The sequence below is a fragment of the Legionella septentrionalis genome, from assembly GCF_003989745.1.
GTDB classification, from domain to species: domain Bacteria; phylum Pseudomonadota; class Gammaproteobacteria; order Legionellales; family Legionellaceae; genus Legionella_A; species Legionella_A septentrionalis.
Genome location: NZ_RZGS01000010.1, coordinates 1 through 20,352, shown reverse-complemented (window position 1 = coordinate 20,352; position 20,352 = coordinate 1). Strand labels below are relative to the sequence as shown.

Here is a 20,352-nt window from a genome sequence, read left to right as displayed (position 1 = left end):
TTTTATTCTGTTACGCTGAAGTCGATATCGTAGCCTGACTGTAAAGTAACAAACGCTTTTTTCCAGTCACTACGCTTACCGAGCATCTGTCTGAAGCGTTTTTGTTTGCCTTTCACATTCACCACAGATACGTTTTTAACTTTTACGTTAAAAATATGTTCAACAGCTTGTTTAATTTCATTCTTAGTAGCATTTTTAAGCACTTTAAAAGTAAACTGCTTAAAATGCTCAGCCATAACAGTTGTTTTCTCAGAGGTATGCGGCTCTCTTAGAACCATCATTAATCGTTCAGCATTCATTGTAACTGCTCCTCTAATTTCTTGATGGCATCTTTAGTAATTAAAACCTTTTCAAAGCGCAGTAAGTTTACCGGATCTAATCCGACAACATCACATACTTCATATTGAATGAGATTACGTGAAGCCAAGTATTCATTTTCACCGATTTCATCCATGACAATTAACGCATTTTCTAAATTAAGTTCCTTCATTTTTTGCATAAAATCTTTAGTTTTCAATGAAGGGCACTGAAAATCGCTAACCACTATTAAATTTTCTGTACGCTGCAGCTCAGAAAGGATACTGCGCATGGCACGCTTATACATTTTGCGGTTTAATTTCTGTGAATAATCACGCTTTTTGGAAGCGAAGGTAACACCACCACTACGCCACAAAGGGCTGCGGATCGTCCCGGCACGAGCGCGGCCAGTGCCTTTTTGATTCCAAGGTTTTTTACCGCCGCCACGAACTTCTGAACGGGTTTTTTGCGCACTATTACCACTACGTGCATTATTCATGAACGTTACAACAGCTTGGTGAACCAAACTTTCATTGTAGTCATAGGCAAATATTGCCTCACTAACGTCAAACTTTGCGTTTGTATCTCTTGTTTCTAATTGCATCATTGGCCCCTTACTTGCTTTTTAGTTGCGGGCTTAACTTCGACTCGGGCTCCCGGAGCACCAGGAATAGCGCCTTTAATTAAAAGCAAATTACGCTCGTTATCAACTTTTACTACTTCCAGCGATTGTATGGTGCAGCGTTTGTTACCCATTTGCCCAGCCATCTTTTTGCCTTTGAATACACGGCCAGGGGTCTGGTTTTGTCCAATTGAACCTGGGACACGGTGTGAACGTGAATTACCATGCGTAGCGTCTTGTGTGCGGAAGTTATGACGCTTAACCGTACCGGCAAATCCTTTACCTTTGGAAATTGCAGACACATCTACGAATTGACCTTCGTTAAATACATCGGCAACAGTCAAGCTTTGTCCCAGTGTGTACTGGTCAATATCATCCAAGCGGAACTCGCACAGCATATCTCCTGCTTCAACTTGTGCCTTTGCAAAGTGACCTGCCATAGCTTTGTTAACTCGGCTCGTTTTTTTTGTGCCAGCTACTAACTGTACAGCTGTATACCCATCAACATCGACATTTTTCAATTGTGAAACGCGATTGGCGTAAACTTCCACTACAGACACAGGAATAGATTTTCCTTCTGTTGTAAAAACTCGCGTCATACCGATTTTACGGCCTAATAAACCGATCGTCGTCATTTTAACACCTCTTTAAATATCCTGTGTCCACTTAGCTAATCATCAAGACTAATTTGAACATCCACACCGGCAGCCAAATCTAGCTTCATTAATGCATCCACTGTTTTTTCAGTTGGATTAACAATAACGACTAAACGCTTGTGGGTACGCAACTCGTATTGATCCCGTGCATCTTTATTCACATGCGGAGAAGTGAGCACAGTAAATTTTTCCTTCTTCATGGGAAGAGGAATAGGACCACGAATTTGTGCGCCTGTACGCTTGGCAGTATCAACAATTTCACGTGTTGAGGCATCAATCATTCGGTGGTCGAATGATTTGAGACGAATTTTAATGTTTTGATTATTGCTCATTTTCTCTTACTCAATAATTTTAGCGACAACACCAGCGCCTACGGTACGGCCACCTTCGCGGATAGCGAAACGCAAACCTTCGTCCATAGCAATTGGAGAATGCAAGCTAACAGTCATTTGAACGTTATCACCTGGCATCACCATCTCAATACCTTCCGGTAAATCACAGGTGCCTGTTACGTCGGTTGTCCTAAAGTAAAACTGTGGGCGATAACCATTGAAAAATGGTGTATGGCGACCACCTTCATCTTTAGACAACACATAAACTTCCGCTTCAAACTTCGTATGTGGCTTGATGGTGCCTGGCTTAGCTAATACCTGGCCACGCTCAACTTCATCACGCTTCGTACCACGCAGCAACACACCTACGTTGTCCCCAGCTCGACCTTCATCCAGAAGCTTGCGGAACATCTCAACACCAGTACAAGTCGTCTTAACTGTGTCACGTATACCAACAATCTCAACTTCTTCACCAACTTTGACAATTCCACTCTCAACACGGCCGGTAACCACAGTACCACGTCCAGAAATAGAAAATACGTCTTCAATCGGCAACAAGAAGCTCTTGTCAATGTTACGAACTGGCTCAGGTATGTAAGAATCCATCGTGTCAACCAGCTTCTCAACTGAAGGCACACCAATTTCACTGGTATCCCCTTCCAAAGCTTTCAGTGCTGAACCAACAATAATCGGAATGTCATCGCCAGGAAACTCATATGAGCTCAACAAATCACGGACTTCCATCTCCACCAGTTCCAGCAACTCAGCGTCGTCAACCATGTCTGCTTTGTTTAAGTAAACAACAATGTATGGTACCCCTACCTGACGAGCCAGCAAAATGTGCTCGCGAGTTTGTGGCATCGGACCATCCGCAGCAGATACAACCAAAATCGCGCCATCCATCTGCGCCGCACCAGTGATCATGTTCTTCACATAATCCGCGTGTCCAGGGCAATCCACATGAGCATAGTGTCGGTTGGATGATTCATATTCAACGTGGGCAGTAGAAATTGTAATACCACGCTCTCTCTCTTCCGGTGCCGCATCAATTTGATCATATGCTTTGGCAGTACCACCAAATTTCTTCGCCATAACCGTAGTGATCGCCGCCGTCAGTGTCGTCTTGCCATGGTCTACGTGACCAATCGTTCCCACGTTCACGTGCGGCTTCGTACGTTCAAACTTTTCCTTCGCCATCTTGTACCTCGTTAACTTTTATTGTTTCTTGATGATCGCTTCAGCAATATTTGCTGGCGCTTCTGCGTACTTAGCAAATTCCATGGTATACGTAGCTCGTCCTTGGGTTGCAGAGCGTAAATCAGTGGAATAACCAAACATCTCAGCAAGTGGTACTTCTGCACGAATAACACGACCAGCTGGAGACTCATCCATACCTTGTAATACACCTCTGCGGCGGCTTAAGTCACCCATTACATCACCCATGTAATCTTCAGGGGTAACTACTTCCACTTTCATAATTGGCTCAAGCAATATAGGGGTTGCCTTTAATGCACCTTGTTTGAAACATTGCGAACCGGCAATTTTAAATGCCATTTCACTTGAGTCAACTTCGTGGAAAGAACCGTCAAACAATGTTACCTTCACGTCTACCACTGGATAACCAGCAATAACACCGTTTTGCAATTGCTCTTGTACACCTTTATCAACAGCAGGAATATATTCTTTTGGAATAACACCGCCGACAATTGCATTAACGAATTCGTAACCTTCACCACGCGCCTTAGGCTCGATTTTAAGCCAAACGTGACCATATTGACCACGACCGCCTGACTGACGTACGAATTTGCCCTCTTGTTCCACAGCGGATTTTAAAGTTTCACGATAAGCAACCTGCGGCTTACCTACATTTGCTTCAACCAAAAATTCGCGGCGCATTCTATCGATGATAATTTCAAGGTGTAATTCACCCATACCTTGAATGATTGTTTGTCCTGACTCTTCATCGGTATGCACTCGGAACGAAGGGTCTTCCTGTGCCAGCTTACCTAATGCAATCGACATTTTTTCCTGGTCAGCTTTTGTCTTAGGTTCAACGGCAACAGCAATTACTGGATCTGGAAAGTCCATACGCTCTAAGGTGATGATTGAATTAGTATCACACAAAGTGTCCCCTGTGGTTACTGTTTTCAATCCAACGGCTGCGGCTATGTCTCCTGCCCTAACTTCTTTGATTTCTTCGCGAGAGTTAGCATGCATTTGCAACAAGCGGCCAATTCGTTCTTTTTTGTCTTTAACTGGGTTATAAACCGTATCACCTGACTTCAATACCCCAGAGTAAACACGGAAATAAGTTAACGTACCTACAAATGGATCGGTAGCAATTTTAAACGCCAATGCCGAAAAAGGCTCATCATAAGATGTTTTACGGAAAGCTTCTTCACCATCTTCATCAACACCCCGTACAGGAGGAATATCGAGTGGAGAAGGTAAATAATCAACCACGCCGTCCAACACGGCTTGTACGCCTTTGTTTTTGAAGGCAGAGCCACAAAAAACGGGGACGATTTCATTATTGATCGTTCTGCGGCGTAATGCAGCCTTAATTTCTTCTTCGGAAAGTTCTTCGCCTTCGAGGTATTTTTCCATCAACGCTTCAGAATCTTCGGCAGCAGCTTCAACTATTTGACTACGCAATTCTTCGCACTGTGCTCTTAATTCAGCAGGGATTTCATGGTATTCAAATTTCATACCCTTGCTTTCTTCATCCCAGTGAATTGCTTTCATTTTTACGAGGTCAATTACCCCTTTGAAGGTTTCTTCAGCACCAATAGGTAATTGCACAACCACCGGATTAGAGCCCAGACGTTCTTTAATTTGCTTGACCACACGAATGAAATTAGCACCCATGCGATCCATTTTATTTACGAAAACAATGCGTGGCACACCATATTTGTCTGCTTGCCGCCACACGGTTTCGGATTGCGGCTCTACGCCAGATACTGAGTCGAATACGACAACCGCACCGTCCAAAACGCGTAGAGAACGCTCTACCTCAATCATGAAGTCAACGTGTCCAGGGGTATCAATGATGTTAACGCGATGGCGCTTGAATTGGTTATCCATGCCAGACCAGTAGCAAGTAGTTGCTGCTGATGTAATGGTGATTCCCCGCTCTTGTTCTTGGGGCATCCAATCCATAGTCGCAGCACCCTCATGCACTTCACCCAGCTTATGAGAACGACCAGTATAAAAAAGAACGCGTTCTGTGGTGGTGGTCTTTCCCGCATCAACGTGTGCGGCGATGCCAATATTTCTATATAATTCTAAAGGTGTAGTTGACACGGATAACCTCTCTCATTAATTCCATCTGAAATGCGCAAAGGCTTGGTTAGCTTTTGCCATTCTGTGGGTCTCTTCACGTTTTTTCACGGCTGAACCTTTGCTTTCAAATGCATCAAGCAGTTCACCCGCCAGGCGCAACATCATGCCCTTCTCACCGCGTGAACGTGCAGCTTGAACAATCCAGCGCATACCTAATGCAATGCTGCGATCCAATCGGACTTCCACCGGAACTTGATAAGTTGCACCACCAACACGGCGTGAACGAACTTCAACGGTAGGGCGAACGTTATCCAATGCTTGTTCAAAATAACGTAAAACGCCTGTAGCAGAACTGCTGCCAGCATCGCCTTCGTCTTCATCCGATTTTTTAACTTTCTTCAGGCGCTCTTCCAGGATGGATAAGGCACCATAAATGATTTTTTCAGCAGTTGATTTCTTACCGCTGATCATTAAAACGTTAATAAATTTTGCCAACAATTCACTATGATATTTTGGATCAGGCAAAATTTCTCTTTTGGGGACTTCTCTTCTTCTTGGCATGTCTAAATTCCTAATCTAAGATTATTTCTTATCTTTTGGTTTTTTGGTTCCATATTTAGAGCGGCCTTGTTTACGATCATTAACACCTGACGTATCCAAGCTACCGCGAACCGTGTGATAGCGCACACCAGGCAAGTCTTTAACCCGGCCCCCACGGATGAGAACAACAGAATGCTCTTGAAGGTTATGACCTTCGCCGCCGATATAGGAGGTTACTTCATAGCCATTTGTTAACCGTACACGCGCCACCTTACGCATAGCTGAGTTAGGCTTTTTAGGTGTTGTTGTATAAACGCGGGTACATACCCCTCTGCGTTGTGGGCAAGATTCTAACGCTGGAACGTTACTTTTTCTTTTAACATCCCGACGTGGCTTTCTCACCAGCTGATTAATAGTAGCCATTTATTGTTAACTCCGAACTTTATCTTTAGATTATTTTCGTATGCATAAGGAGGCCGGATTCTATATAGCTCCAGCCGGTTTGTCAAGCCTAACCTGTATGCACCTGGTTTCAGATTATTAAATTTTGAGTTTCAACTTTGCCTTAATCGCTAAAGCAAAGCTAAATTTTGAGCTCGCTGTTTATTGCATGGATACACATGATACTTTGCTGCCTGACATTTGCATGTAAGGCAGCAAAACCGCTCACGAAAATTTAATTAAAAACTCCCAAAATTATCAATCTTAGAACCCTGTTCCCTCATCGCGATTATCTGCATTCAATGCTTCGCTTAATGCATGCTCAACATCGCTTGCAGTAACTGTGTGCGAAGATTGTTCCATAAGCGACCTGCGCTTGGCTTTACGTCCTTGATGATAAGCATATCCAGTACCTGCTGGAATCAATCGTCCCACCATGACGTTTTCTTTAAGACCACGCAAATCGTCAACTTTTCCGCTTACCGCCGCTTCAGTCAATACACGTGTCGTTTCCTGGAATGACGCCGCTGAAATAAACGACTCGGTAGCCAATGAAGCTTTAGTGATTCCAAGGAGTATCGGCGTACCATCTGCAGGCATTTTATTGTCTGCAACCAGTTTATCGTTTTCCTGGAGCATAGCCGTCTCTTCCACTTGCTCACCCACCAAGAATTTGGAGTCGCCAGCGAATGCAATGGTTCTTTTCCGCAACATTTGCCGCACGATGGTTTCAATGTGCTTATCGTTAATTTTTACGCCTTGCAGTCTGTACACATCCTGAACTTCATTGACGATGTAATTCGCTAATGCACCGACTCCCAAAAGACGTAATATATCATGCGGATTTGGAGGACCATCGGCAATGATTTCCCCTTTTTCTACATGTTCACCTTCAAACACAGAAATATGTCGCCATTTTGGTATCAATTCTTCATGAATTTGATTATCGGCTCCTGTAATGATCAGGCGGCGTTTACCCTTGGTTTCTTTACCAAAGCTAACAATTCCAGATATTTCCGCCATGACTGCCGAATCTTTTGGCTTGCGGGCTTCAAACAAGTCTGCTACACGCGGCAAGCCCCCGGTGATATCACGGGTCTTCGAGCGCTCTTGCGGAATACGGGCAATAACATCACCCACGCCAACGCGACTGCCATCTTCAAAGTTGATGATGGCATCAACAGGCAGGTAGTATTGAGCAGGAACATTGGTACCTGCCAAGAAAATATCATCACCCTCATCAGATACCAGCTTAACCATAGGACGTAAATCACGCCCGGCGATACCACGCTGTTTGGCATCAATGACAACAATGTTGCTAAGCCCGGTCAGCTCATCGGTTTGACGATTCATGGTCAAACCTTCAATCAAATCGACGAACTTCAATTTTCCGGCCACTTCTGAAATGACTGGATGGGTGTGCGGATCCCAAGTGGCAATGACTTGCCCTGCTTCAACCGGTGAGTTATCACGCACAGATAATACGGCACCATATGGCAGCTTGTAACGCTCACGCTCACGGCCAAACTCATCAGCAATGGTTACTTCCCCAGAGCGGGATACAGCAACTAAATTATTATTTTCATGGGTTACGGTCTTAATATTATGCAGCCTGATTATACCCTTGTTTTTAACTTGGATATTATTAGCAGCAGTGGCCCGTGATGCAGCACCTCCAATGTGGAAAGTACGCATGGTTAACTGTGTACCCGGTTCACCAATGGATTGCGCAGCAATAATCCCTACTGCTTCCCCAGTGTTTACCAAATGCCCACGTGCCAAATCGCGACCATAGCATTTAGCACACAAGCCAAAACGCGTTTCACAAGTGATAGGTGAACGGACATAAACTTGGTCAACACCTATCTTTTCCAAACGCTCAACCCATTCTTCATCCAGCAATGTTCCTGCCGTGACGATGGGTTCACTTTGGTGAGGCACATACACGTCGGTAGCTACCACGCGCCCTAAAACGCGCTCTTGCAAAGGCTCTACTACGTCACCACCCTCAATTAACGGCTGCATTAAAATGCCTTTTTCCGTACCGCAATCATCTTCAGTAATCACGACATCCTGCGCTACGTCTACGAGGCGCCGGGTCAAATAACCGGAGTTTGCTGTCTTCAATGCTGTATCAGCAAGACCTTTGCGCGCACCGTGGGTCGAAATAAAGTACTGGAATACATTTAATCCCTCGCGGAAATTCGCAGTAATCGGGGTTTCAATAATAGAGCCGTCCGGAGCCGCCATCAATCCGCGCATCCCGGCTAACTGTCTGATCTGGGCCGCCGAACCCCGCGCTCCTGAGTCAGCCATCATAAAGATTGGGTTAAATGAATCCTGCCGAACTGCTTTTCCTTCGGCATTGACTACTTCTTCGGTCGCAATTTTGGTCATCATCGATTTGGCGACCATCTCATTGGTACGCGACCAAATGTCGATGACTTTGTTATAACGCTCACCATTGGTTACCAGACCAGAACGATATTGTGATTCAATTTCCCGAACTTCATTGTCAGCTTGCTCGATAATATCTGCTTTATCATCCGGAATTTCCATATCTTCAATACCGATGGATGCACCGGCACGGGTGGCATATTTAAAGCCCATATACATCAATTGGTCTGCAAATATGACGGTTTCCTTTAAGCCAAAGTTTCGGTAACAGCTATCGACGACCCTGGATATGGCTTTTTTAGTCATCGGCTTGTTGATGTTGGAAAACGGCATGCCTTTAGGAAGGATGTCAGCAAGAATTGCTCTTCCAACCGTGGTATCAACCAACTGATAACCAGAAGGATGAACCGATTTGTCTACGGGCATGCGAATTTTTACCTTGGCATGGATATCAACATAACCATCTTCATAAAAATTCTGTGCTTCTTGAATATTGGCAAATATTTTACCTTCGCCTAAAGCATTTACGCGTTCGCGGGTTAAATAATACAAGCCCAGTACCACATCCTGGCTAGGAACAATAATGGGTTCGCCGTTTGCTGGCGACAAGATATTATTGGTAGACATCATTAATGAACGAGCTTCCAACTGCGCTTCAATGGTCAGTGGCACGTGCACAGCCATTTGGTCACCATCAAAGTCTGCGTTGTATGCTGTACACACCAGCGGGTGCAATTGAATTGCCTTGCCTTCGATGAGAACGGGTTCGAATGCCTGAATCCCCAAACGGTGGAGTGTTGGAGCACGGTTTAAGAGAATCGGATGTTCACGTATTACGTCTTCAAGAATATCCCAAACCACGGGCTCTTCACGTTCTACCATTTTTTTAGCCGCTTTAATCGTAGTCGCTAAACCACGAAATTCCAGCTTGCTGAATATGAATGGCTTAAACAATTCCAAAGCCATCTTTTTAGGTAACCCGCATTGATGCAAACGTAGTGTAGGACCTACTACAATAACCGAACGGCCTGAATAATCGACACGCTTACCCAATAAGTTTTGGCGGAAGCGACCTTGCTTACCTTTGATCATGTCAGCCAAAGATTTTAATGGACGCTTATTCGTTCCTGTAATGGCACGACCCCTGCGACCATTGTCCAATAAAGCATCTACTGATTCTTGCAGCATGCGCTTTTCATTACGGACAATAATATCCGGAGCATTTAAATCCAACAGGCGTTTCAAACGATTATTACGGTTAATAACGCGACGGTACAAGTCATTGAGATCAGAGGTAGCAAAGCGACCGCCATCCAAAGGAACCAAAGGTCTTAAATCCGGTGGCAAAACAGGAAGGACATTCATAATCATCCATTCCGGTTTATTTCCTGAATCATAAAATGCCTCAAGTAATTTGAGACGTTTGGTGATTTTTTTAATTTTTGTCTCAGAATTGGTAGTCGGCAATTCCTCACGTAGCGATTTAATTTCCTCTTCCAAATCGATTTGACGCAACAAGTCACGGATTGCTTCAGCACCCATGCGTGCGTCAAACTCATCGCCATATTCTTCCATCGCTTCGAGATATGCTTCATCATTGAGCAGTTGCCCGCGCTCAAGCTCAGTCATTCCTGGGTCAACCACTACGAATGCTTCAAAGTAAAGTACACGCTCAATATCTCTTAAAGTCATATCCAATAACAGACCGATGCGGGAAGGCAGAGATTTTAAAAACCAAATGTGGGCTACAGGACTTGCCAATTCAATATGCCCCATGCGCTCACGTCTTACTTTGGTCAGCGCAAGCTCAACACCACACTTTTCACAAATTACACCACGGTGTTTTAAACGCTTATATTTTCCGCATAAGCATTCATAATCTTTGATAGGGCCAAAAATTTTGGCGCAAAATAATCCATCGCGTTCTGGTTTAAACGTGCGGTAATTAATGGTTTCAGGTTTTTTGACTTCACCATAAGACCATGAACGAATTAATTCAGGAGAAGCTAACGCAATTTTAATTGCATCAAATTCTTCACTTTGGCCTTGTTGTTTGAGCATGCCTAGCAAATCACTCATTACAGGTGTTTTCTTCATCGATTCGTTGCCTAGATTAGCCAAGTTAATGCCTCCAAAAATGGTCAGTCAGAAGTAACATCATTGAGCACAGACAAGCGATTGCCGTGCTCGTTACAGTCGAATAAATACAGTTAGTCGTGTTCTAACTCAATATCAATGCCCAATGCGCGGATTTCCTTTAACAACACGTTAAAGGATTCAGGCATGCCGGCATCCATACGGTGGTCGCCATCCACAATATTTTTGTATATCTTGGTTCGACCGCTCACGTCATCCGATTTAACAGTTAACATTTCCTGCAGAGTATAAGCAGCACCATAAGCTTCCAAGGCCCAAACTTCCATCTCCCCGAAACGCTGGCCTCCGAACTGGGCTTTACCCCCTAATGGTTGTTGGGTAACCAAGCTGTATGAACCCGTGGAACGGGCATGCATCTTGTCATCCACCAAGTGGTTCAACTTCAGCATATACATGTATCCAACAGTAACCGGGTTGTCGAATTTTCTACCAGTTCGACCATCAATCAATGTTGTTTTGCCGTCTAAAGGTAAGCCAGCCAGCTTAAGCATGGACTTAATTTCAGCTTCACTTGCACCGTCGAATACTGGGGTAGCCATGGGAACCCCTGCCCGCAAGTTATTTGCCAGCAAGAGGAGTTCTTCATCACTCAATCGATCCAGTGCGACTCGCTTTTGTTCATCATGGTTGTAGATGGTGTGCAAATATTCTTTGACTTCTGCAATAGAACGTCTGCTGTCCAGTAACTCACCAATACGGTGGCCCAAGCCTTTGGCAGCAAGCCCCAAGTGGGTTTCAAGTACTTGACCAATGTTCATTCGCGAAGGCACGCCTAATGGGTTCAATACGATATCGACTGGAGTCCCATCTTCCATATAAGGCATATCTTCCACTGGTACTACAATTGAAATTACCCCTTTGTTTCCATGGCGACCCGCCATTTTATCACCGGGCTGGATACGTCGTTTCACCGCCAGATAAACTTTTACAATTTTTAAAACACCTGGAGCTAAATCATCGCCCTGGGTGATTTTTTTGCGATTGTCATTGAAACGTTTTTCTATTTCCTGTGCCAAGGATTCCATTTGTTTGGACAGTTGCTCTAGCTGTTGACTGCTAGCATCGTCTTCCAAGCGCACATCAAACCACTTTTCACGATCAGTTTTTTCAAGATAGCTTGCAGTCACTTTCGATCCTGGCTTTAAACTGCTAGGACCACCAGTGGCCACTTTATCAATAAGCAAGTTATAAACACGGTGATAGATATCTTCTTCCCGGATGCGGCGCTCATCAATTAAATCCTTACGAACCCGAGCCAGATATTCTTCTTCAATGCTCTTCGCGCGCTCATCTTTTTCAAGACCATCACGGGTAAAAATTTGTACGTCAATTACGGTACCATTCATACCTGAAGGCACGCGCAACGACGTATCCTTAACGTCAGAAGCTTTTTCGCCGAAAATAGCGCGTAATAATTTTTCTTCCGGGGTAAGCTGTGTCTCGCCTTTAGGAGTAACTTTACCCACCAGAATATCGCCAGCGCTTACTTCCGCACCGATGTAAACCACACCGGACTCATCCAGATTAGCAAGAGCCGACTCACCTACATTGGGAATATCAGCGGTAATTTCTTCTGTGCCTAATTTGGTATCGCGAGCAATACAAGTCAATTCTTCGATGTGAATGGTAGTAAATCGATCTTCCTGTACGACACGCTCAGAGATGAGGATGGAGTCCTCAAAGTTGTAGCCATTCCAAGGCATGAAAGCCACTAGCATATTTTGGCCTAAAGCCAGTTCACCCATATCAGTACAAGGGCCATCAGCTAATATATCGCCGCGGTTAATGCGATCGCCTTTTGCAACAATCGGAATTTGGTTGATGCAAGTATCTTGGTTTGAGCGGAAATACTTAGTTAAGTTGTAAATATCCACACCTGTTTCACCGGCGGAAGTTTCATCATCATTAACGCGAACCACAATACGTGCAGCATCGACCAAATCAATCACACCACCACGCTTAGCAACGACGCACACGCCGGAATCAGAAGCCACCGTGCGCTCCATACCAGTTCCAACTAGTGGCTTTTCAGCACGCAAGGTAGGAACGGCTTGGCGCTGCATGTTTGAACCCATCAGTGCACGGTTCGCATCATCATGCTCTAAGAATGGGATTAATGAGGCAGCTACGGACACGATCTGTTTTGGCGACACGTCCATATAATTGATTTTATCCGGCGTTGTTAATGAAAACTCATTTTGGTGACGACATGGCACCAAATCAGCCAGAATATTCCCTTCTTTATCGACAGGAACCGTAGATTGAGCAATATACATGTCTACTTCTTCGATGGCAGATATGTATTCAATTTCATCAGTTACCCGTCCATCTATGACTTTCCGGCAAGGTGTTTCAATGAAACCATATTCATTTGTACGTGCATATACAGACAATGAGTTGATAAGTCCGATGTTTGGACCTTCCGGAGTTTCAATTGGACAGACACGGCCATAATGAGTCGTATGTACGTCGCGTACTTCAAAACCGGCACGCTCACGGGTTAAACCACCGGGCCCTAAAGCCGATACACGGCGCTTATGCGTTACTCCAGACAATGGATTAACTTGGTCCATAAATTGGGACAATTGGCTTGAGCCAAAGAATTCTTTTACTGCTGCCGAAACTGGCTTGGCATTAATCAAATCCTGCGGCATTAAATTTTCGGATTCGGCCAGGCTTAAACGTTCTTTTACAGCTCGCTCGACGCGCACTAAACCAACGCGGAATTGGTTTTCTGCCATTTCACCAACGCTGCGTACCCGACGGTTACCCAAGTGGTCAATATCATCAACCATGCCAATACCATTGCGGATATCGATTAAAGTCTTGATAACAGCCAGAATGTCTTCTTTTGTTAACGTGCCAGGGCCATGATCATCCTTCCGGCCAACGCGGCGATTAAATTTCATACGACCGACGGCAGATAAATCATAACGCTCTTCAGTGAAGAACAAATTTTTAAATAAAGCTTCTGCAGCTTCTTTAGTCGGTGGTTCGCCAGGACGCATCATGCGATAAATTTCGACCAGCGCTTCCAATTGGCAAGAAGTGGGATCAATGCGAAGCGTGTCTGATATATAAGAACCATGATCCAAGTCATTGGTATAAATCAATTCAAAATCATGAATGCCATGATCAATGATGGAATCCAATAATTCGCTGGTAATTTCATCGTTTGCTTGCGCAATGGATTCACCGGTAGATGTATCTACAATATTTTTAGCCAATACCTTGCCGATCAAGTAATCGCGGGGAACTACAAGAACGGTCATATTGCTTTTTTCCATCATTTTGATATGGCGCGCCGTGATGCGACGGCCTTCTTCCACGATGACTTCACCAGTTTCAGGAACTGTAATGGTAAATGAAGCTATTTCGCCACGTAAACGGGAAGGAACCAAATCAATGTGGAATTCACCATTTTTAATATGGCAACCAGTGGTTTCAAAAAATTCGGCCAAAATGGCTTCAGCATCCAAACCAAGTGCGCGCAATAAAATGCTTACCGGCAATTTGCGACGTCGATCGATTCGTACAAACACGGCATCTTTTGGATCAAATTCAAAATCTAGCCATGAACCACGGTAAGGAATAATTCGTGCGGAATATAATAATTTTCCAGATGAGTGAGTTTTACCGCGATCATGCTCAAATATAACACCTGGGGAGCGATGCAACTGCGATACGACAACGCGTTCTGTACCATTTACTACGAAAGTACCTACATCGGTCATCAAGGGGATTTCGCCCATGAACACATCTTGTTCACGAATGTCTTTAATTGGTTTTGGCTCACCCGTCGCATCTTTATCTAAAACAACCAAACGAATCTTGACGCGCAGCGGCGCAGAATAAGTTAATCCACGCAATTTGCATTCACGCACATCAAAAGCTGGCTCGCCTAAGCTGTAACTTACGTATTCAAGTCTGGCGTTACCTGAAAAGCTGTGAATTGGAAATACGGATGAGAATGCTGCATGCAATCCTGTTTTATATTGTTCTGATGGATTGGGGTGCAGGAAATCATTATACGACTTTAACTGAATCTCCAGGAGGTTAGGGATTGCCATCCTTTCAGTTTGTCTACCAAAGCTCTTGCGAAATCGTTTTTTCTCAGCATGCGAATATTGATTGTTAGCAACTGCTTCGGCCATGGTGGTTCCTCTATAAAATATTGAAATCTTTAAACAAGTAAACCCAGCCATGAATCATGGCTGGGTCATCAATTTTTGACTTATCGGAGTTACTTAACTTCGACAGAAGCACCAGCTTCTTCAAGTTGTTTCTTAATGTCAGCAGCTTCTGCTTTAGATACGCCTTCCTTGACAGTTGATGGAGTACCTTCTACCAAATCCTTAGCTTCTTTCAAACCAAGACCAGTGATGGTACGGATAGTTTTAATAACACCAACTTTGTTATCGCCAAAGCTTGTCATAACAACGTCAAACTCTGTTTTCTCTTCAGCAGCAGTAGCGGCAGCAGCAGGTGCAGCAACGGCAACAGCAGCAGCTGCAGCAGAAACGTTAAATTTCTCTTCCATTGCTTCGATTAAATCTACTACTTCCATAACAGACATGTTGGATATAGCTTCTAGGATCTCATTTTTGTTTACAGCCATTTCTAGCTCCTAAGTTTAATAATTAGTTAAGATTAGCGATTAACTTGCTTTTTTGTCTTTAACCGCAGCAAGCAGCCTGACCAATTTGGCATGTGGCTCTGCCAGCGTGCGAACGAATTTCTCGATTGGTGCTTTCATTACATACATCAGCTTAGCAATCGCTTCATCTTTGGTTGGCAAGCTAGCGACAGCATCGAGCTGTTCAGCACCATACACTCTACCACCGACTGATAAGGCTTTGACTTCAAGCTTTTCGAATGTTTTGTTAAATTCCTTTAATAATCTTGCAGCGTCACTGGGTGCATCCAGTGACAAGGCGATAAATAAAGGACCAACCAACATGTCGCTCAGACAAGCAAATTCTGTATTTTCAAATGCCCTGCGGGTTAAGGTGTTCCTCACTACGCGAAGATATACCCCTGCCTTACGCGCTTCAGCACGTAGTTGGGTCATTTGATTAACAGTCAAACCGCGATAATCAGCAACAACTGCTGAAATAGCTTTGGAAGCAACAGCGGTTACTTCTTCAACTACAGCTTTTTTTCCAGCTAAGTTTAATGTCACGTTACTGACCTCCTAAATGCGCAAATCGAGGATTTGCCAGTTATGGTGGCCGTCTCAGAGTCATGGATCCCAGAGCCGGTTCACCGTCTGCGCAGGATATTAAGCGTTAGCACCTGCGGTCTTCGACGGCATGAACCGAAGTCTATGCCGTGAAATCTTTAAAGTGGGTGAATATTCTACACAGCAATTGATGCTGGATCAATAGGCAAGCCTGGACCCATGGTCGAAGACAAGGTAATTTTCTTAATGTAAATACCTTTTGATGAAGCGGGCTTTGCTTTTTTCAAATCAGCAATTAATGTCTGTATGTTTTCAATTAAGTCAGCAGCAGAAAAATTAATTTTGCCGACGGTGCAATGAATTATACCCATCTTATCGGTTCGATAACGAACCTGACCGCCCTTGGCATCTTTTACTGCAGCTTCAACGTTGGTAGTAACCGTGCCTACTTTAGGGTTTGGCATTAAACCACGTGGGCCAAGAATTTGACCGAGTTGCCCCACGATGCGCATTGCATCAGGCGTAGCGATGACAACATCAAAGTTCATTTCACCTGCTTTGATTTGCTCAGCCAAATCTTCAAAACCAACGATATCTGCTCCAGCGTCTTTTGCTTTCTTGGCATTGTCACCCTGAGCAAAAACTGCGACGCGCACGGTTTTTCCGGTACCTTTAGGAAGCGTGGTGGATGCACGCACAACCTGATCAGATTTACGTGGATCAACACCTAAATTAACGGCGATATCCAAGCCTTCAACAAATTTTTTACTCGCAAATTCTTGTAATAATTGAATGGCTTCATCAGCTTTATACAAACGGTTTGTCTGTATTTTTTCTCTAATTTTTTGTCGCTTTTTACTTATCTTAGGCATAATGCTTACTCCAAACCTTCTACTTCGATACCCATGCTGCGTGCTGTACCAGCAATGCAACGAACAGCAGCTGCCAAGCTAGCAGCGCTCAAATCAGGCTCTTTAGTCTTTGCGATTGCTTCAAGCTGTTCGCGATTAAGCTTAGCGACTTTATTGGTATTGGGTCTGCCACTGCCTTTTTGAATTCCAGCTGCTTTTCTGAGCAATACAGAAGCAGGTGGAGTTTTGGTAACGAATGTAAAACTACGATCACTATAAACAGTAATTACAACTGGAGTTGGTAATCCTTGTTCCATAGATTGGGTAGCTGCGTTAAACGCTTTACAAAATTCCATAATATTAACACCGCGCTGACCCAATGCAGGTCCAACTGGTGGACTTGGGTTTGCTTTACCGGCAGGAATTTGTAACTTAATATATGCTTCTACTTTTTTAGCCATATTACACCTCAATTTGGGTTTAACGCCATTTCAACAAAGTTTACTTTGGCTCCCCGGTTAATCAGGACTCATTAAGTCCCACACACAATTTTAAGTCTTTTCAACTTGACTGAATTCAAGTTCTACAGGGGTAGAACGTCCAAAAATAAGGACAGCAACCCGCAAGCGGTTTTTCTCGTAATTTACTTCTTCGACTACTCCGTTGAAATCAACAAACGGACCTTCTTTAACGCGCACCACTTCACCTGGTTCGAACAGTACTTTAGGTTTGGGTTTGGTTACTCCTTCTTCAACGCGTTGTAAAATTGCATTGGCTTCTTTATCTGAAATTGGAGTAGGTGTTTGACTGGTTCCGCCGATAAAACCAAGAACGCGCGGGATTGCACGGATCATATGCCAGGTTTCATCATCCATCACCATATTGACTAACACGTAACCTGGAAAAAATTTTCTTGTACTCTTTCGCTTTTGGCCAGCGCGCATTTCTACTACTTCTTCAGAGGGAACTACGACTTCGCCGATCTTATGTTCTAGATGATGGTGTGCAGCACGAGATTTAATCTCGTCCATAACATATCTTTCTCTCCCAGATTGAGCATGCACAACGTACCATTGTTTTGTTTTTTGCTCTTCCACCATTATCAACCCAAATGTGTTATTTTTCCAATTACCCACATCATCCCGGTGTCAATACCCCAAAGGATGAACCCTGTAACTGCCACCATGATCATTACTATCGATGTGGTTTGCACTGTTTCTTGCCGAGTAGGCCACACTACTTTTTGTAATTCAGTTTTTGCTTCTTTAGAAAAAGAAAATACTTTTTGCCCCTGCGATGTAAAAAAAGCCAAGGCAAATATCAAGACCAACCAACCCACCCAAATCAATGCTTTAATCGGACCAGAAAAATGAAAATAGTAGGTGCCAAAAAAGGCAGCTACTGTCACTAAAACAATGCCAATCCAGGAAGCTATTTCATGAGGCTGTATTCTAGACTTATTTATTTCTTTCATATTTGTATGGTTAGTTGGCAGGCCAGGAGGGAATCGAACCCCCAACCTGCGGTTTTGGAGACCGCCGCTCTGCCAATTGAGCTACTGGCCTAACAATCATTCATACTTCCTGTTGGGCAGGAAGTATGAAAACAAATAGTGTTGTTTTATTCAATAATTTTAGCAACAACACCAGCGCCTACGGTACGACCACCTTCGCGGATAGCGAAACGCAAACCTTCGTCCATAGCAATTGGAGAATGCAAGCTAACAGTCATTTGAACGTTATCACCTGGCATCACCATCTCAATACCTTCCGGTAAATCACAGGTGCCTGTTACGTCGGTTGTCCTAAAGTAAAACTGTGGGCGATAACCATTGAAAAATGGTGTATGGCGACCACCTTCATCTTTAGACAACACATAAACTTCCGCTTCAAACTTCGTATGTGGCTTGATGGTGCCTGGCTTAGCTAATACCTGGCCACGCTCAACTTCATCACGCTTCGTACCACGCAGCAACACACCTACGTTGTCCCCAGCTCGACCTTCATCCAGAAGCTTGCGGAACATCTCAACACCAGTACAAGTCGTCTTAACTGTGTCACGTATACCAACAATCTCAACTTCTTCACCAACTTTGACAATTCCACTCTCAACACGGCCGGTAACCACAGTACCACGTCCAGAAATAGAAAATACGTCTTCAATCGGCAACAAGAAGCTCTTGTCAATGTTACGAACTGGCTCAGGTATGTAAGAATCCATCGTGTCAACCAGCTTCTCAACTGAAGGCACACCAATTTCACTGGTATCCCCTTCCAAAGCTTTCAGTGCTGAACCAACAATAATCGGAATGTCATCGCCAGGAAACTCATATGAGCTCAACAAATCACGGACTTCCATCTCCACCAGTTCCAGCAACTCAGCGTCGTCAACCATGTCTGCTTTGTTTAAGTAAACAACAATGTATGGTACCCCTACCTGACGAGCCAGCAAAATGTGCTCGCGAGTTTGTGGCATCGGACCATCCGCAGCAGATACAACCAAAATCGCGCCATCCATCTGCGCCGCACCAGTGATCATGTTCTTCACATAATCCGCGTGTCCAGGGCAATCCACATGAGCATAGTGTCGGTTGGATGATTCATATTCAACGTGGGCAGTAGAAATTGTAATACCACGCTCTCTCTCTTCCGGTGCCGCATCAATTTGATCATATGCTTTGGCAGTACCACCAAATTTCTTCGCCATAACCGTAGTGATCGCCGCCGTCAGTGTCGTCTTGCCATGGTCTACGTGACCAATCGTTCCCACGTTCACGTGCGGCTTCGTACGTTCAAACTTTTCCTTCGCCATCGGAAAATCTCCCCCGTTTCATTAGTTAATCATTTTATGGTGCCCACAACTGGACTCGAACCAGCGACCTCTTCCTTACCAAGGAAGTGCTCTACCGCCTGAGCTATGTGGGCAGTTACACAGCAGACTATGTATTATCGTTTTAAAACTATCCTTTGCTTATAAATTGGAGCGGGTGATGGGAATCGAACCCACACCATCAGCTTGGAAGGCTGAGGTTCTACCATTGAACTACACCCGCTACATGGTGTTTATACAGCTTCAAGCCATGCTTTTCGCTACAAAACTCCTATCCACAAACATTGGTGGAGGGGGAAGGATTCGAACCTTCGAAGGCTGAGCCGTCAGATTTACAGTCTGATCCCTTTGACCGCTCGGGAACCCCTCCAAAAAAACGCCATTTTCTTTCATGGAACAACTAAAGTCAATAGCTTGATCTGAGGTATTATCTAGATGGTGCTGGCACCAGGAGTCGAACCCGGGACCTACTGATTACAAATCAGTTGCTCTACCTGCTGAGCTATGCCAGCAAAAACAATAAGCTGTTAACAAATTTCAGGTAATAAAAATGCTTCTATTTAAGAAGCATTTATTATCTCTTTGTCAATCATTTGTTAGCATGCTCTTTTAGCCAACTTCTAGATTTTTGACTATTTCATTTAAAAAAAGCCCTGGCGATGACCTACTTTCACATGGGGAGACCCCACACTATCATCGGCGCGAGTTTGTTTCACTTCTGAGTTCGAGATGGTATCAGGTGGTTCCAAACGGCTATAGTCGCCAG

Annotated in this window: 17 protein-coding genes, 5 tRNA genes and 1 rRNA gene; all 23 read right to left on the bottom strand. The window is 44.2% G+C overall.

Annotation, left to right across the window (positions count from 1 at the left end):
* Window positions 1-2: 2 nt before the first annotated feature.
* Complete coding sequence (rplW, locus tag ELY11_RS05095) at window positions 3-299, bottom strand: 50S ribosomal protein L23 (protein WP_126954301.1); 297 nt, start codon at window positions 297-299, stop codon at window positions 3-5.
* Window positions 296-901, bottom strand: a complete 606-nt coding sequence (gene rplD, locus ELY11_RS05090) for a 50S ribosomal protein L4 (protein WP_199737772.1) — start codon at window positions 899-901, stop codon at window positions 296-298. The genes rplW and rplD overlap by 4 nt, the downstream gene beginning before the upstream one ends.
* On the bottom strand, window positions 901-1,554 hold the full coding sequence (gene rplC, locus ELY11_RS05085) for a 50S ribosomal protein L3 (RefSeq protein ID WP_126954303.1): 654 nt from the start codon (window positions 1,552-1,554) through the stop codon (window positions 901-903). The genes rplD and rplC overlap by 1 nt, the downstream gene beginning before the upstream one ends.
* A gap of 35 nt (window positions 1,555-1,589) precedes the next feature.
* The gene (gene rpsJ / locus ELY11_RS05080; RefSeq protein ID WP_126954304.1) at window positions 1,590-1,907 is read right to left on the bottom strand and encodes a 30S ribosomal protein S10; all 318 of its coding nucleotides are present in this window, start codon (window positions 1,905-1,907) and stop codon (window positions 1,590-1,592) included.
* A 6-nt stretch (window positions 1,908-1,913) separates the two neighbouring features.
* Entirely contained in the window at window positions 1,914-3,104 is a 1,191-nt protein-coding gene (gene tuf, locus ELY11_RS05075; RefSeq protein WP_127032648.1) for an elongation factor Tu, read from the bottom strand.
* An 18-nt stretch (window positions 3,105-3,122) separates the two neighbouring features.
* On the bottom strand, window positions 3,123-5,210 hold the full coding sequence (fusA, locus tag ELY11_RS05070; protein WP_126954989.1) for an elongation factor G: 2,088 nt from the start codon (window positions 5,208-5,210) through the stop codon (window positions 3,123-3,125).
* A gap of 15 nt (window positions 5,211-5,225) precedes the next feature.
* A complete protein-coding gene (gene rpsG / locus ELY11_RS05065) occupies window positions 5,226-5,750 on the bottom strand; it encodes a 30S ribosomal protein S7 (protein ID WP_126954990.1) in 525 nt (174 codons plus the stop codon).
* A 21-nt stretch (window positions 5,751-5,771) separates the two neighbouring features.
* Window positions 5,772-6,152, bottom strand: a complete 381-nt coding sequence (gene rpsL / locus ELY11_RS05060) for a 30S ribosomal protein S12 (protein WP_126954991.1) — start codon at window positions 6,150-6,152, stop codon at window positions 5,772-5,774.
* Between the two features lie 282 nt (window positions 6,153-6,434).
* The gene (rpoC, locus tag ELY11_RS05055) at window positions 6,435-10,646 is read right to left on the bottom strand and encodes a DNA-directed RNA polymerase subunit beta' (RefSeq protein ID WP_199737866.1); all 4,212 of its coding nucleotides are present in this window, start codon (window positions 10,644-10,646) and stop codon (window positions 6,435-6,437) included.
* A 131-nt stretch (window positions 10,647-10,777) separates the two neighbouring features.
* The gene (gene rpoB, locus ELY11_RS05050; RefSeq protein ID WP_127032649.1) at window positions 10,778-14,878 is read right to left on the bottom strand and encodes a DNA-directed RNA polymerase subunit beta; all 4,101 of its coding nucleotides are present in this window, start codon (window positions 14,876-14,878) and stop codon (window positions 10,778-10,780) included.
* 89 nt (window positions 14,879-14,967) lie between these two features.
* Window positions 14,968-15,342, bottom strand: coding sequence for a 50S ribosomal protein L7/L12 (gene rplL, locus ELY11_RS05045; RefSeq protein ID WP_126954994.1), 375 nt, complete (start codon window positions 15,340-15,342; stop codon window positions 14,968-14,970).
* 39 nt (window positions 15,343-15,381) lie between these two features.
* Complete coding sequence (gene rplJ / locus ELY11_RS05040; protein ID WP_126954995.1) at window positions 15,382-15,906, bottom strand: 50S ribosomal protein L10; 525 nt, start codon at window positions 15,904-15,906, stop codon at window positions 15,382-15,384.
* Between the two features lie 176 nt (window positions 15,907-16,082).
* Complete coding sequence (gene rplA, locus ELY11_RS05035) at window positions 16,083-16,778, bottom strand: 50S ribosomal protein L1 (protein ID WP_126954996.1); 696 nt, start codon at window positions 16,776-16,778, stop codon at window positions 16,083-16,085.
* A 5-nt stretch (window positions 16,779-16,783) separates the two neighbouring features.
* Window positions 16,784-17,218: a 50S ribosomal protein L11 gene (rplK, locus tag ELY11_RS05030; RefSeq protein ID WP_126954997.1), complete on the bottom strand. Its 435-nt coding sequence runs from the start codon at window positions 17,216-17,218 to the stop codon at window positions 16,784-16,786.
* Between the two features lie 90 nt (window positions 17,219-17,308).
* Window positions 17,309-17,857 (bottom strand): transcription termination/antitermination protein NusG, encoded by a 549-nt coding sequence (gene nusG / locus ELY11_RS05025; RefSeq protein WP_199737863.1) that lies wholly within the window; start codon window positions 17,855-17,857, stop codon window positions 17,309-17,311.
* 2 nt (window positions 17,858-17,859) lie between these two features.
* Window positions 17,860-18,231 carry a preprotein translocase subunit SecE gene (secE, locus tag ELY11_RS05020; protein ID WP_126954999.1) on the bottom strand — a complete coding sequence of 124 codons (372 nt, stop codon included), beginning with the start codon at window positions 18,229-18,231 and terminating at the stop codon, window positions 17,860-17,862.
* A gap of 15 nt (window positions 18,232-18,246) precedes the next feature.
* Window positions 18,247-18,322, bottom strand: a tRNA-Trp gene (locus ELY11_RS05015).
* 55 nt (window positions 18,323-18,377) lie between these two features.
* Window positions 18,378-19,568, bottom strand: coding sequence for an elongation factor Tu (tuf, locus tag ELY11_RS05010; protein WP_127032648.1), 1,191 nt, complete (start codon window positions 19,566-19,568; stop codon window positions 18,378-18,380).
* A gap of 37 nt (window positions 19,569-19,605) precedes the next feature.
* Window positions 19,606-19,681: transfer RNA gene (locus tag ELY11_RS05005), tRNA-Thr, on the bottom strand.
* Between the two features lie 54 nt (window positions 19,682-19,735).
* Window positions 19,736-19,809, bottom strand: a tRNA-Gly gene (locus ELY11_RS05000).
* A gap of 62 nt (window positions 19,810-19,871) precedes the next feature.
* Window positions 19,872-19,956, bottom strand: a tRNA-Tyr gene (locus ELY11_RS04995).
* Between the two features lie 66 nt (window positions 19,957-20,022).
* Window positions 20,023-20,098: transfer RNA gene (locus tag ELY11_RS04990), tRNA-Thr, on the bottom strand.
* A 139-nt stretch (window positions 20,099-20,237) separates the two neighbouring features.
* Window positions 20,238-20,352, bottom strand: a 5S ribosomal RNA gene (rrf, locus tag ELY11_RS04985).

Bases quoted from the DNA above. Each gene is read 5' to 3' on its own strand.
- rplW (WP_126954301.1), bottom strand. From the start codon at position 299: ATGAATGCTGAACGATTAATGATGGTTCTAAGAGAGCCGCATACCTCT.
- rplD (WP_199737772.1), bottom strand. From the start codon at position 901: ATGCAATTAGAAACAAGAGATACAAACGCAAAGTTTGACGTTAGTGAG.
- rplC (WP_126954303.1), bottom strand. From the start codon at position 1,554: ATGACGACGATCGGTTTATTAGGCCGTAAAATCGGTATGACGCGAGTT.
- rpsJ (WP_126954304.1), bottom strand. From the start codon at position 1,907: ATGAGCAATAATCAAAACATTAAAATTCGTCTCAAATCATTCGACCAC.
- tuf (WP_127032648.1), bottom strand. From the start codon at position 3,104: ATGGCGAAGGAAAAGTTTGAACGTACGAAGCCGCACGTGAACGTGGGA.
- rpsG (WP_126954990.1), bottom strand. From the start codon at position 5,750: ATGCCAAGAAGAAGAGAAGTCCCCAAAAGAGAAATTTTGCCTGATCCA.
- rpsL (WP_126954991.1), bottom strand. From the start codon at position 6,152: ATGGCTACTATTAATCAGCTGGTGAGAAAGCCACGTCGGGATGTTAAA.
- rpoC (WP_199737866.1), bottom strand. From the start codon at position 10,646: ATGAGTGATTTGCTAGGCATGCTCAAACAACAAGGCCAAAGTGAAGAA.
- rpoB (WP_127032649.1), bottom strand. From the start codon at position 14,878: ATGGCCGAAGCAGTTGCTAACAATCAATATTCGCATGCTGAGAAAAAA.
- rplL (WP_126954994.1), bottom strand. From the start codon at position 15,342: ATGGCTGTAAACAAAAATGAGATCCTAGAAGCTATATCCAACATGTCT.
- rplA (WP_126954996.1), bottom strand. From the start codon at position 16,778: ATGCCTAAGATAAGTAAAAAGCGACAAAAAATTAGAGAAAAAATACAG.
- rplK (WP_126954997.1), bottom strand. From the start codon at position 17,218: ATGGCTAAAAAAGTAGAAGCATATATTAAGTTACAAATTCCTGCCGGT.
- nusG (WP_199737863.1), bottom strand. From the start codon at position 17,857: ATGGTGGAAGAGCAAAAAACAAAACAATGGTACGTTGTGCATGCTCAA.
- secE (WP_126954999.1), bottom strand. From the start codon at position 18,231: ATGAAAGAAATAAATAAGTCTAGAATACAGCCTCATGAAATAGCTTCC.
- tuf (WP_127032648.1), bottom strand. From the start codon at position 19,568: ATGGCGAAGGAAAAGTTTGAACGTACGAAGCCGCACGTGAACGTGGGA.